The sequence below is a fragment of the Bacillus sp. FJAT-22090 genome (assembly GCF_001278755.1).
Classification (GTDB): Bacteria; Bacillota; Bacilli; order Bacillales_A; family Planococcaceae; genus Psychrobacillus.
The window spans coordinates 2513510-2527406 of sequence record NZ_CP012601.1; the positions used below are offsets into that span (position 1 = coordinate 2513510).

Consider the following 13897-nt stretch of genomic DNA (forward strand, 5'->3'; position numbering starts at 1 on the left):
GTAAAAATACTCCCTTACTATTAATTCTAGTTTACGAAACTATAAAAATATTTGCAATATAAATATGTCTTGTTCAATCCGCTCGAGACAGAAGCGAATAGACTTAAGTTCAAGAGTTACCAATGAAGTGCCAGTACGCTCACTTGCTAAATTGAGCGGGAATATTATTGAACAGTTGGTGCCACTTCTTCATCTTCCGCTGATGGCATAATTTCACCGAAAATAGATTTTTCTAGAAGCTCAGCGATATCGTATGTTCCAACTGTTTCTTCGACTTCCTTCGCTTTCGTGCCATCTGAGAGCATCGTTAAGCAATAAGGACATCCAGAAGAAATAATCGTTGGATTTACTTCTAAAGCCTGTTCTGTTCGAGCAACGTTGACTCTGTTTCCAACATGCTCTTCCATCCACATCAATCCGCCACCTGCTCCACAGCACATTCCTTTTTCACGGTTACGATCCATTTCAACTAATTTCACTCCTGGAATTGCTTTTAACACTTCACGAGGTGCGTCATAGACATCATTGTATCGCCCTAAATAACAAGAATCATGGAATGTAATTGTTTCTTCTACTGCGTATTGTGGTTTCAAGCGACCAGCTTGAACTAAATCATATAGCATTTCTGTGTGGTGAAGAACTTCTCCATTCCATCCAAAATCACTATATTCATTTTTAAAGATATTATATGCATGTGGATCAATTGTTACTATTTTAGTTACCCCAGCTTTTTCAAATTCTGAAATATTGTTCGATGCTAGCTCTTGGAATAAAAACTCGTTCCCTAGGCGACGTGGTGTGTCTCCAGAGTTCTTTTCTTTATTACCAAGAATCGCAAATTTCACTCCAGCCTCGTTCATCAAGTGTGCAAACGATAAAGCGATTTTTTGTGAACGGTTATCGAAGGATCCCATTGAGCCAACCCAGAATAAGTACTCAAATTCTTCTCCAGCTTTTGAAACTTCTTTCACTGTTGGAATATGAATATCTGGACGTGCATCTCTCCAGTTTTCTTTTTCTTTACGATTTAATCCCCATGGATTACCTTGACGCTCGATATTTGTCATCGCGCGTTGTGCATCTGCGTCCATTTTTCCTTCTGTCATTACTAAATAACGGCGAAGATCGATAATTTTATCAACATGCTCATTCATTACAGGACATTGGTCTTCACAGTTACGGCAAGTTGTACATGCCCAAATTTCCTCTTCTGTAATAACATCTCCAATTAGGGATGGGCTATAAATGTCTTCGATTACTGCTCCTTCTGCCCCAGCAGCCATCGCAAGTTGATTACCTTTTGTTCCTTGGAACGCAAGTGTAGGTACCCAAGGTTTTTTCTTCGTTTCTACTGCACCAGTTAATGTTAAGTGATCACGAAGCTTCACGATCAAGTCCATTGGAGAAAGCATTTTACCTGTTCCCGTTGCTGGACACATATTTGTACAACGACCACATTCTACACATGCGTAGAAATCAATCATCTGTGCTTGCGTAAAATCTTGAATGCGACCTACTCCGAATGAAGGCATTTCATCTTCATTTGCTTCTTCGTCTTCTTCCTCTTCAAAATTGATTGGACGTAGCTTTCCAACATTGTCTAATCGGTGGAAGTACACGTTTGCCGGACCAGTAATCAAGTGGAAATGCTTTGATTGCGGTACATATACTAAGAATGTTAATAGGAATAAAAGATGTACCCACCACATTGCATAGAAAACTACTGCTGCAGCTGTCGGTGGAACAAATCCAAAAAGGATTGCAATAGAAGATGCAATTGGCTCTGACCATACAGCCTCATGACCATGCCAAATCATTCCCATACCATTACCTACTAAAACAGAAACCATTAACCCGCCGATAAAAATCAGAACTAGTCCATTTTTCCAACCACGTTTTAAACGTACTAATTTTTCAATATAGCGTCTGTAAAATGCCCACAAGACTGCTACTAAAATAACAAATGTCACAATTTCTTGGAAGAACGTAAACGCTGGATACAATGGACCTAATGGTAAATGTGAATCTGGCGCTAACCCTTTCCAAATAAAATCAATTGCTCCAAACTGAACAAGTAAGAAACCATAAAAGAACATAACGTGAATCGTTCCACTTTTCTTATCCTTTAAAAGCTTCTTTTGCCCAAACACATACACCCAAATTTTGCGAAGTCTTTCCTTCACATTGTCTTCAAATTCGACTTTTTTCCCCAGTTTGATATATGCATACCTCGTTCTAAGTAGATATACGAATAAACCAATTGCATACAAAGTGACTGCGATGAACAGTAACCAGTTTGCGATTAATAATGGACTCATCTTATTCTCCCCCTCTAAGATGTAAAATGATATCATGGATAGAATACCATTAGGTTAATAGATTTATAAAGAATTAATTTAATATTAAAACTGAATGAGCATTCAGTCAACACTTATTTATTCTAAATTGCGCGAAATTAGTAGAAAATTTATTTTAGTAGTTCGGAAATGCTAGGTGATTAAATAAAATTGTACAAGTCACTACTTGTACAATATATGTTTCAGAATATGTAAACTTGCCTGGGATTATTTTCAATTAATAGGTATTATAAGACACTTTGAGACCAATTGCTCCCTAACAGCAACCAATTGATTGCCCAACGAGACCAATTTACACCAATCCGCAACCAATTCCTACACAAGCGAGACCATATCTCGTAATAAAGAGTTATGTTGATGTGATAAGAGTTAATTACTACTGGCCTTATATTCCTTCTGGAATTATTTTCTATTAAAAGTAACTATACGTCACTTCGAGACCAATTGCTCCCTAACAGCAACCAATTGATTGCCCAACGAGACCAATTTACACCAATCCGCAACCAATTCCTACACAAGCGAGACCATTTCTCGTAATAAAGAGTTATGTTGATGTGAGACAATATTTCTAACTCTATTCGGATTAAAGCAACCATTTCTCTAAATAAAAAGCTATCTCAAGTGAGATAGCCCTTCTTTTCATCGAATCTCTTCAAAATATTTTTCAAAATGATTTTTCGCATCTTTTATTCGTTCGCTTGGAACTCCTAGTAAAACAGAAGTAGCCGGGCCAGCCGATTTTGTTATGTCCCACCCTGTTATTTCACCGCGCAAACCAAGTCGCACGCATTCACCGGCAATTCCATTAGAACCGACCGGCCAAACTTGTCTGACAAATCCTTTTTCCATCGCATTCCATATCTTTTTTAAATCAGCAATTTTATCTGCATGATCCATTACCTCTTGCCCGACACATGGTTTCCCGTACACAAACCATGTAATTTCTGATTCACTGGCCCATCGCTTTTCGCCAATCATCGTAACAGCCATCGCAGATTGCATTGTCTCCATATTGGATTCCGTACTTCCGGTAATTGTTGGGCGGGGCCACTCTATTTCTTGAAACGCTTTTTCTATTCCTGCAACATATTTATCCCAGCTTTTATTGCCAGTAAAGTTGTGTACGATAACGGAGATTGGATGTGCATCTGCAGACCACTGCTCCAACAAAGCAACCCTTGTAGCAAAATATGCAACGATTTCGTCTTCCACTCGAACAATATCGTCCACTTTTTCTCCGATTCCCGCAGAATTATCAGTTGTCAAAACTAGCCCATTTGGTAATAAAACCGCGTTACGCATGCATTCTCACTCTCTCCATTACTCGCTCAACTACTGGAGAGACAATCATTGCGATTCCTGCATTTAATATAGTTGCAATCGTAATTCCAGGTAACGCTCCAGCAAAAAATGCAGGAGAAATGATCCAGTAAAATGGAAGTGTTGCTAGCAAACTATTGGCAACGATGAAAAATACCCATTTCATCAAATAATGGCCGGTTTGATGTAACTTCGTAAATACGAATAAAATAAGAAACATTTCTACTGCAATGATTATATGGAACGGTCCAAGTGGAAATCCTACGTACAACGACGAAGATAAATGTCCCACGAGTGACGCTGCTCCTGCATAAACGGGAGGCAGAAAAGCCGCTGACACTAATGCAGGAACCGTATCGAGTGCGGCACTTCCTATTCCAACTGGAATTTTCACGAATGCACCTATTGTAGATAGGGCTGCGTACATTGCTGCAAGTGTAAGTAAACGAAGTTTCATCGCTCTTACGCCTCCTCTTTTTTCACGCTTCCTACATTTTTAAATACTTTTGCACTACGCACATATTCAACATCAGACACATTTTCTCTAGCATTTGCAACCCTAGCTGCTGCAAATAAATAATCGGATAAACGATTCAAGTAGCGTTGTACAACTGCAGGAACATCCTCTTCCGTTTTCATTAGCGTCACCATTTGGCGCTCAGCTCGTCTCGTAATAGTACGAGCAATATGAAGCGTTGCTGCTGCAGGAGTTCCTCCTGGTAAAATGAAGCGCTCTAATACCGGGCCTTCCTCTACTAGCACATCAATACGTTTTTCCATTGCCTCTATAGGGGCATCCGTCATTTTATACACTCGACGGTTTGATACGTTCGCCAAGTCACCACCGCAATCGAATAATTCGTGTTGAATCGTTTCTAAGTCTTCTAAAATATCCGCAAAAATAGTAGTATCCAACTCTGTCACTGCTTTTCCGATAAAGGAATTTACTTCATCAATTGTCCCATATGTTTCCACTCGAATATCATCTTTATCAGTTCTTCCTCCGATTAATCCTGTTTGCCCTTTGTCACCTGTTTTTGTATAAATTTTCAACTCCATCATCTCCCTTTTATCGTTTGTGAAATGCCATACCAAATTCTTGTGACACGTTCTGCCCTTGTAAAAAGCTGCTGATAAAATCTTCCGACGTCATCTCGCAGTTTACGCATGCTCGCTTCCATCGGGACGATTCCTCGCCCAATTTCAGTCGCAATAACAATTACCTCAAAATTTTGATCCCATTGCTCCAGATGCTCAAATAACTTATTCAATTTGTCTTCTAATACATATTCCACTCCATAAACAATTACTACTTCAGCTATTGAAGATACAATCGGAAAATCCTCCATAGCATCCAACCACTGTGCCTCTTTATCTTCTACTAGTTGCTCTACATATGCTCTTTTTCCATTAAATGCTCCACCGAAAATGACGTGCACCGCATTCCCTCCAGTACATCTTTCTTTTCATTCCAATGCATTTTATAGCTGCAACCATGCAGCACTTTCCATTCCCAAAAGCTCTTTTCCACACTCCCAAACTTTGTTAATAAAAAACGAATGGGACCACCATGTGTAATAATTACTGGATTCTCATATTCACTAACAATATCATATAAACCTTGAAGCACACGCGCTTCCATCTTTTCAAGTGACTCTCCATTTGGAGGTGCTGCTTGCCGAGGGTTATCCAGCCATGCTTGATATAATCTATCTTCTTTTAATTCATTATATGTTTTTTCTTCCCAATCACCAAAGGAGCATTCTCGGAGATTTTCATTCGTCATATAAGGAATTTCATTAAATAACAATTCTGCTGTTTGTTTGCAGCGTGTCAGATCACTGCCAATAACTTGTTTTATTTCTGGAGATAATTTTTTCGTTTTCATTCCGGTTAAAATGGGTTCATCCGTCCAGCCGATATACTTTTTTTCTACGTTTCCTTGCGTTGGCAAATGTCTTATGAGAGTAATAGTAAAAGCGTCAGCCATAATAGCACCTCCGTAATTTCAACACTCGCCCCAAGAATATCGCCGGTCACACCACCAAAATTTTTAAGTGACCAATTACGATACAAGCAAATAAAAACTAGCACCACCGCTGTAACTGTAACGGGAATAAACCAACTTGACGACATCCATCCAATTAAAAAAAGACCAATAAACGTATTACATATAGTCGCTAGAATAACAACTTTCACATTCATCTTCTGCTTAAAAAAATATGCAAGCCCACTCTCTTTTGCGCTTCGCGTTAACCCAAAAAGCATTGCAAGTGTTGCTCTTGAGAAAAAAGGGAGAAGCAATACAAAAATCCAATGAAACGATTCCGCTGCCAATACTTCTGAAACAATAATCACTTTTCCGACGATTAATAAGACAACTGCCATCACTCCAAATGCTCCAACTCTTGGATCATTGAGAATCTCAAACCGCTTCAATCGATCTCTATAGGAAAAAAATGCATCCGATGTATCTATAAAACCATCCAAATGGAGACCCCCAGATAATAGAATTCCAACAAAAACAATACTGAATGCTGTCATTAATGGACTCCACTGGAAAGAGAGTAATACACAAGCAATTGCCCCTATACTCGCACCAATCCATGGGAATAAGCTATACATTCCAGAGATTTGCCGCTCTTCCATCGGTAAATTTTTATGAACGGGAATGATTGTGAAAAACTGAAGTGCCAATAAAAGACTATTCACTTGCCCACCTCTAATATATCCACTATTTTTTCCCATTTCACATGCTTCCGAAAATGTGCTGCCCATTCCTCTATTTGTTCATCGGAAGCAGCGTTCGTACTCTTTGCAACCCCGTCCTCTTCCTCCATTTCATTTGGAAAGTAAGGAACAGTGCCTAAAACCTTTACTCTAGTATAATTTTCAAGAAAATCAATTCCATCTTGGAATAGTGTAATGTCTCCTTGAAACTTGTTAATAATAATCCCTTTCACTCTTGCTCTTTGCGATTCTGGTAGCAATGCAAGGGTGCCAACGATGGAAGCAAACACTCCACCATATTCAATATTAGCGACTAATAGTACAGGTACGTCTGCCAAGTCAGCAACGCGCATATTCACTAATTCTCGATCTCTTAAATTCATTTCGACAGGACTTCCAGCACCCTCCAAAATCAGGTACTCATAGGAATCTGAAAGCTTCTTTAAACTTGTTTTAATAAGTTTTTGTCCTTCTTCAAAAAACTGTTCACGATAAAGCATTCCATTCATTTTATTTACTTTTTCGCCTAATAGGATAATGTCTGTTTCCATATTTCCATTTGGCTTTAATAATATTGGGTTCATCTCAGGCAAATAAGAAGTTTTAGCTGCTCTAGCTTGTAATGCTTGCGAAACGCTTATTTCAAGGCCATCTTTCGTTTGTATGCTTAAACTGGACATATTTTGTGATTTAAAAGGTGCCACTTGTTTCCCTTCGTTCGCAAGTAATCGGCAAATAGCTGTACATACTAAGCTTTTTCCTACACTTGAAGCGGTTCCTTGCACCATTAGTCCTTTCATTTAAACCCCTCATTTCCACTGATGACTTAAACCATATTCCATCTCAAAGGCATAATCTGCTTTCGCCACTAGCCATTGATGAATTTGTCCGATCCACTTTTGATAGAGGATAACATCTTCATGGTTGGATAACGGCTCATCCAGCACTTCATTTGAAACAATGACCATAATTTTTGCTTTTTCTACTACATGATCAATTGCATCATGGAGACGTTCTTCTATCAACTCCATATCTCCTTCATACAGCTCATTGGCAAGCCATGTGGTAACACAATCCCATAGGACTCCGTCTCCATCTTGGATATGGGGTAGGATTTTCTCTAAGTGTCGAGGCTGTTCAATGGTCAACCACTCGACCGGATAATTTTCGCGATCCTGCTGATGCCGTTCAATTCGTTTCTTCATTTCTACATCCACTGCAACTCCTGATGCTACATACACATTGCGTTTAGCCTGCTCATTCATCAAATATTTCTCAGCGAAGCTACTTTTTCCGCTACGTACACCACCCGTTATGAAGACCAGTTTTCCTCGAACCATTCGTTCATCTCCTTCTGCAATCGCTCCATGTGTATTTCTTCTTTCATTCCTACACGAAACCATTTACCATCCAGACCTTTAAAGTTCTCCGTATGCCTTAGTACACAGCCCTTTGTTAATAAATACGTAAAGAATTCCTTAGAACGTTCAGGATTAGAAAGTTGAAAGCAAATAAAATTCGTTCTTGATGGAAGTACTACACAATGCCACTTTTCTAGAAATACAGTAAATTTCTTTCGCATTTCTTTCGCAAATGCAATAGCCTGTAGTCTATAATCCTCTTCCTTCAGGCAAGCTGCACCTATCGATGTCGCTATGGCATTACTATTCCAATGTGGCATGGTTGCACGAGTTTCCTTAATAAATTGTTTACTAGCTATTGCATAGCCAAGTCGCAACCCTGGAATTGCATACATTTTAGTCATCGAACGAACAACGATAACGTTCGGAAAATTTTTTAAAAGAGGTATAAATGATTCTCCTTCATCGATAAAATCAAGAAAAGCTTCATCTAGAATGACTTCACATTTATATCTTTTCGCATACTCTGCTATTTGTATGATTTCTTTTAAAGGAATTAAATACCCAGTAGGATTATTTGGTCTGCAAATATAAATAACTTCTGCAAATTCTACTTCATCCAATACTTCCTCTAAAGGTAAAGCTTGTATTGCAATAATTTCTTTTATGTACACATGATAGGGTGCTAACGTCGCAGCATATTCTGAAAACGTAGGATGGATCAAAACGGCACGCTTGTTTACATAACGTTTTGCAAGGCTTGAGAATATTTCAGCAGCCCCATTTCCTACTATCACCTGGTCGATGGGAACATTATGATATGTAGCTGCAGCTGATAAAAATGGCTCTCCGTATGGATCAGGGTATTTAGTGATTAAACTTGCATATGATGCCCAATGCTCTATAACAAAAGGTGGTGGTCCTAGAGGGTTCACGTTTTCACTATAATCTATTATTACTTCAGGTATGTTAATCCCAAGGCTTTCATAGAGATGATGAGCATTTGCACCATGATTAGGTAATGACAAGTAAAACTCCTCCAATCACCATCAACCAAAGCCAAAATAGAAATACTGCTGTATTTAAATGGGAGATGGTACTTAATATATGACTAGGGTTAAGCGGAATCTCTCCAATACCCATTAATGCCCGGTTAGAAATGATTCCTTTATATGTATTTATTCCACCTAGTTGAATTCCAAGTTGATAGGCAGTCGCAGCTTCCAAATAGCCACTATTTGGACTTGGATGTTTTTTCGCATCCAGCCACCATCCTTTCATCCGCTCTTTAAAAGGAAGTGTGCTTTCTTTATTACCCCAAAGAATGATGATATAGCCAGTCATGCGACTTGGAATGTAGTTTGCAATATCATCAAGTTTTGCAGATGCATAACCGAACTCCTCATACTTTTCATTTTTGTACCCGACCATTGAATCTAATGTATTAATTGCCTTATAGGCCCAGAGTCCAGGGGCACCTGCAAATAAAAATGCATAAAAGAGAGGAGCAGTGATCCCATCGCTTATATTTTCAGAAACAGTTTCCACGACACCTCGCGTGATCTCTTTTTCATCTAATTTTTCAGTATCTCGACCAACAATCCACGAAAGTTTTTGTCTTGCTGCTGGTAAATCTTTATCCACCAATGGTTTATAAACTTCCATCGCAGCATCCTTCAAGCTTTTTTGAGCTAGCCCAGAAGCAATTAATATACTTTCCAAAGCAATCCCGACAATTACATGAACAGAATAAGCAGCAATTAAAACAACTACTGTAAAGAAGAAAGTAATTCCTACTACGATGAAAACAAGTAAAAACCCTTTTGCTTTCCGTCCATTCCCTCTATTTAGCAAAGCAGTAAGCTTTGAAATGAGATTACCAATCCATCGAACGGGGTGAGGCCAATTTGGCGGGTCACCTATTATTTTGTCTAGTATTAGACCAATTGCTATGGCAATAATATGCGGACCCATCCTACACCCAGCCTTTAACTTTTTTATAAGTTTGGATTGCTTCTACGGTACATTCAAACACACCAAGTCCAATTTTCTTTCCTATTTCTGTGATTGGCCCAGCATATGGAATATAGCTACCTTGCTGCGTCGAAGCCACTAAAATGCTATCTGTAGATGTACCAGTTGCGATTGTGCCTGTTCGTGGATCCATTACAGATTCAGCGGTTAGCGCTTTCGTTTTTGCTTCTGTTGCAGTTATCACCGCTTGTAGAAATGCTTCTTCAGCAAGAGTTCCGTTTATTATAATCCAAGTATTAATAGTTCCTACTACCGGAAAATTTTCAACTTCATACGCTTTTGATACATCTACTGCATTTCCAACACCCGCTGTCACCATGATGAAGACAGAACCAAAGTCTCCTTCATACTCCTTAATAACAGCATCTTTCGTTTGAACAGCTGTCATCATTCCAACTGTCTCTGTTTCAGAAAAACCATGATTTGCAAGGAACTCCTGCATTTCCATCTGAGCATTATCAATATTATACTGTGCATCTACTCTTCTATTTACAAATGATCGATACCAGCCACTTCCTGCATTTATGACAGCAGATGACCATGTTCTTAGCTGCTTTTCTGCTTGAAATACAACGAGCTCATCTGTAACCTGAAAGTTTTCGGTTGTTATTTGGTCATTTACTATCTTTTCATTCACATCAGGAAGAATAGTGATCTGCGGCTTTGGAAGTTCTGGATGTGGATTCGTACTAACTCGTGCTTGGTACACTGTTTCAATCTGATTTTTCTTAACTACTTCATGAGGCTCTCCGATTGCTTTAATTTCCCCTTGCTCCATTAATAACAGCCTATCACAATATAGGGATGCAAGGTTTATATCATGAAATACACTTATGACGGTAATTCCTTTTTCAATTGTTTGCGTTTTAATAGTATCGAGTAATTGTTTTTGGTGTGCAATGTCTAAATGGTTTGTCGGTTCATCGAGCAATAATATTGGTGCTTGTTGTGCAAGTGCTTGAGCAACAAATACTCGCTGCTGCTCCCCACCGGACAATAGGTCTAGTAATTGATGCTCGTACACTTCCATTGCTGTTAGTTTCATTGCTTCCTTAACAGCTACTTCATCTTCATGTGACCAAGAGGAAAACCATCCGCTTTGGTGCGGATATCGGCCAAGAGATACTGTATCCCTAACCGTATATGAAAATGCTTGACTATGTAATTGTGGCAAAACTGCCATTTTTTTAGCTAGCTCTTTAGATGAGTACGATTGCAGTGATTTCCCCTCTATTAATACGTCCCCAGAACTCATTGGTAAAATCCCACTCATCACCTTCAGCAAAGTAGATTTCCCACTTCCATTGGGACCAAGTATTCCAAGCATTTCACCCTTTCCAACTTCAAAGGAGACGTCTTTAACGATTAATTTATGGTCGTAACCACCTGACAAGTTTCCTACCTTCAACATGTTAAACGCCTCCTTTTTTTCGCTGTCTAAAGAAAATAAATGCGAACACTGGTGCACCAATAAATGCAGTGATTACTCCAATTGGTAGTTCGGTTGGTGAAATTATTGTACGAGAAACTAAGTCGCAGATAATGAGTAAAGATGCTCCATTGATGAAGCTAAGTGGTAATACATGTCGATGATCCGATCCAAATAAAAGTCTCGTCATATGTGGAACAACAAGCCCAACAAAACCAATTGTTCCAGATACTGCTACTGCTGTTCCCGTCAACATAGACCCGCCGATCAAGATCATCATCTTTCTTCTTTTTACATTAACTCCAAGATGCTTTGCACGTTCTTCACCAAATAACAGTGCATTTAATTCTCTTCTGTTTAAAGCTAATAAAATCGAACCTATGACGATAAAAGGTAATGCCATCTGTACATAGCTCCAGCCTCGCATCGATACACTACCAAGCAGCCAGCCGATGATTTGCCTAAGCTCTTCTCCTGTTAACGCAATCATTAATGATATAACCGAGCCTAAAAAAGAACTAAAAATGATTCCAGTTAAAATAATCGTCTCCATTTTCATCGCACGATCGACTAATTTGGCAAATGTAATGACAAGAAGCATCGTAACTAATGCACCTATCATACTGAAAATGGGTAACGTATAAATTCCTAGAAATGGTACCGAAATACCGAAAAAGAGCGTAGCCACGGCGCCTACTGAGGCACCGGACGACACTCCTAACGTATAAGGGTCGGCAAGCGGGTTTTTTAATAAACCTTGAAACGCGGCTCCTGCAATGGCTAGTGATGCACCAACTAACCCCGCAAGAACAACCCGCGGCAAGCGAATTTTCCAAACGATATTGGTCGCAATTTCATCTGCTCCCCTATCCCATAATGTGCTGATCGGTACCTTTACGGATCCGACCGATACACCTAGCCATATCGCCACTAAAAGAGCAATAATAGACAAGGTGTAGCCGATCATGGATTTACTCACTAAAAGCCTCCGGATAGATTGCTTTCGCTACTTCTTCTAATCCTTCTGCAAGACGTGGGCCTGTACGACTAGTTAAGTTTTCATCAACCTGTACTACTGCATCATTTTTAACAGCATTAATCGTATCAAAACCATCACGTGCCTTCACACTATCTACAATTCCTTCTACGTAGCTATACATTACGATGATCACATCTGGATTACGGTTTACAATCTCCTCTGGAGCTATCATAAACCAGCCTTCTTGATCTGCCGCAATATTCTCCGCATTCACCATATCTAAAATTTCTTGCATAAATGTCCCTTTACCAGGTGTATAAATTTCCGGAACATCAGAAGTTTCAACGAACACAGTCTTCTTCGTTTCTACATTCGCCACTTTTTCTTTTACTTCTTCTACTTTTGCTTTCATATCTTCCACAATTTTTTGTGCCTCTGGTAATTTTCCTGTAGCACGACCAATTTGTTCGATAGTTGTATATGTTTCATTAAAATCAGCCGCATTTTTTACGACAAACACTTTTACACCAGCATCACGGATTTGTTGTAAACCTGCATCGCCAGCTCCCAACATTGACTCATGTGCAAATACGATTTCTGGATTCATGGATACAATTTTTTCTACGTTGAATTCCATACCACCGATTTTCTCTTTTTCAAGCGCTTCCTCAGGGTAGTTATCGTAATCATTTACTCCAATAATTTCTTCATTAAGTCCAAGCGCAAATAAAATCTCTGTATTACTTGGCAACATCGAAACGATTGTTTTTGGTGCTTCTTCTAACGTTATCTCATTACCAACCGCATCGGTCATCGTAATCGGGAATTCTGTTTCTTCTATTGTTGCTTCCTCTTGAGTAGTGCCCTTGTCTTCAACAGGTTTTGCTTCTTCTTGAGAACATCCAACTAACAATAATACTGCAAGTGCGGATGTCATCCATAATTGCCATAACTTCTTCATCTGTAATTCCTCCATTTTTGTGCAAATAAAAATCTCTCGTTCCATGAACGAGAGATAGAATAGGTATAAATCTGCTAGGTTAAAACATGCCAAGCGGACTTACACATAACCTATCCTCGTAGGTAGTAAAGTGTAAACGCATAAAGGCAGGTTTTCTGACTTGTGATCATGTACAATCACTTACAGTGGCGGGACCGCGCTGGACTTGCACCAGCTTCCCTTTTAACTTACTAGTAAACTAGCAAGCACCTTTATGTTCAAAATATTCTTGATGCATCGATTTCATTATACCTTAAAACATTTTATTGTCGACAGAAGTTTTCATAGTATTCGACTGATATTATTTGTATTCAACCGATTATCGACTTTATTCGACCGATTCATTTAATATATATTAGAAAAGCGCAAGGGAGCCCTTTAAAAAGCAAAAACTGGTTACAATTGTTTCCGGATTGCTTTGTACAGACTTTGGCTTCAAAGTTACCGCAGGATTATTTTGAAGGGTTGGCCGTGACTGTCGTCAAGATCAACCCTTCTTTTTTCGGTAATCTTGTTGCTGCAGTCTGTTCGTCGCTCTCCTTTAACTTTTGAAAACTGGTTAATACCTTTTTGGATAATTAGTGAATAGATGCTATCTTATTCAATTGCAAGCTACCGAATGCCCCAATGAAGAAAAAAGGCAGTTGGCTAATTAATATCGTTTTTTATTTCGGAACCGTTAATTTC

General features: G+C 39.0%; 14 protein-coding genes and 1 riboswitch. All 14 genes read right to left on the minus strand.

The window, feature by feature from the left end; genetic code table 11:
- Positions 1 to 164: 164 nt before the first annotated feature.
- Complete coding sequence (locus tag AM499_RS12590) at positions 165 to 2318, minus strand: (Fe-S)-binding protein (RefSeq protein WP_053590551.1); 2154 nt, start codon at positions 2316 to 2318, stop codon at positions 165 to 167.
- A gap of 678 nt (positions 2319 to 2996) precedes the next feature.
- Positions 2997 to 3659, minus strand: coding sequence for a hypothetical protein (locus AM499_RS12595; protein ID WP_053590552.1), 663 nt, complete (start codon positions 3657 to 3659; stop codon positions 2997 to 2999).
- Complete coding sequence (locus AM499_RS12600) at positions 3652 to 4134, minus strand: ECF transporter S component (protein ID WP_053590553.1); 483 nt, start codon at positions 4132 to 4134, stop codon at positions 3652 to 3654. Before AM499_RS12600 ends, AM499_RS12595 begins: the two co-directional genes overlap by 8 nt.
- Positions 4135 to 4139: 5 nt before the next feature.
- Positions 4140 to 4730 carry a cob(I)yrinic acid a,c-diamide adenosyltransferase gene (locus AM499_RS12605; RefSeq protein WP_053592190.1) on the minus strand — a complete coding sequence of 197 codons (591 nt, stop codon included), beginning with the start codon at positions 4728 to 4730 and terminating at the stop codon, positions 4140 to 4142.
- A 5-nt stretch (positions 4731 to 4735) separates the two neighbouring features.
- Positions 4736 to 5116, minus strand: coding sequence for a bifunctional adenosylcobinamide kinase/adenosylcobinamide-phosphate guanylyltransferase (locus tag AM499_RS12610; protein WP_053590554.1), 381 nt, complete (start codon positions 5114 to 5116; stop codon positions 4736 to 4738).
- Positions 5068 to 5667: a histidine phosphatase family protein gene (locus tag AM499_RS12615; RefSeq protein WP_053590555.1), complete on the minus strand. Its 600-nt coding sequence runs from the start codon at positions 5665 to 5667 to the stop codon at positions 5068 to 5070. The genes AM499_RS12610 and AM499_RS12615 overlap by 49 nt, the downstream gene beginning before the upstream one ends.
- Positions 5637 to 6425 (minus strand): adenosylcobinamide-GDP ribazoletransferase, encoded by a 789-nt coding sequence (cobS, locus tag AM499_RS12620; protein WP_053590556.1) that lies wholly within the window; start codon positions 6423 to 6425, stop codon positions 5637 to 5639. The genes AM499_RS12615 and cobS overlap by 31 nt, the downstream gene beginning before the upstream one ends.
- Positions 6386 to 7207, minus strand: a complete 822-nt coding sequence (locus tag AM499_RS12625) for a cobyric acid synthase (RefSeq protein WP_053590557.1) — start codon at positions 7205 to 7207, stop codon at positions 6386 to 6388. The genes cobS and AM499_RS12625 overlap by 40 nt, the downstream gene beginning before the upstream one ends.
- 9 nt (positions 7208 to 7216) lie before the next feature.
- Positions 7217 to 7747, minus strand: a complete 531-nt coding sequence (locus AM499_RS12630; protein WP_053590558.1) for a bifunctional adenosylcobinamide kinase/adenosylcobinamide-phosphate guanylyltransferase — start codon at positions 7745 to 7747, stop codon at positions 7217 to 7219.
- Entirely contained in the window at positions 7720 to 8796 is a 1077-nt protein-coding gene (locus tag AM499_RS12635; protein WP_053590559.1) for a pyridoxal phosphate-dependent aminotransferase, read from the minus strand. Before AM499_RS12635 ends, AM499_RS12630 begins: the two co-directional genes overlap by 28 nt.
- The gene (cbiB, locus tag AM499_RS12640) at positions 8783 to 9742 is read right to left on the minus strand and encodes an adenosylcobinamide-phosphate synthase CbiB (RefSeq protein ID WP_053590560.1); all 960 of its coding nucleotides are present in this window, start codon (positions 9740 to 9742) and stop codon (positions 8783 to 8785) included. The genes AM499_RS12635 and cbiB overlap by 14 nt, the downstream gene beginning before the upstream one ends.
- A gap of 1 nt (position 9743) precedes the next feature.
- A complete protein-coding gene (locus tag AM499_RS12645; RefSeq protein WP_053590561.1) occupies positions 9744 to 11213 on the minus strand; it encodes an adenosylcobinamide amidohydrolase in 1470 nt (489 codons plus the stop codon).
- A gap of 1 nt (position 11214) precedes the next feature.
- Positions 11215 to 12198, minus strand: a complete 984-nt coding sequence (locus AM499_RS12650) for a FecCD family ABC transporter permease (RefSeq protein WP_172794321.1) — start codon at positions 12196 to 12198, stop codon at positions 11215 to 11217.
- A 4-nt stretch (positions 12199 to 12202) separates the two neighbouring features.
- Positions 12203 to 13171, minus strand: coding sequence for an ABC transporter substrate-binding protein (locus AM499_RS12655; protein ID WP_053590563.1), 969 nt, complete (start codon positions 13169 to 13171; stop codon positions 12203 to 12205).
- A 128-nt stretch (positions 13172 to 13299) separates the two neighbouring features.
- Positions 13300 to 13439, minus strand: a riboswitch (cobalamin riboswitch).
- Positions 13440 to 13897: the final 458 nt, after the last annotated feature.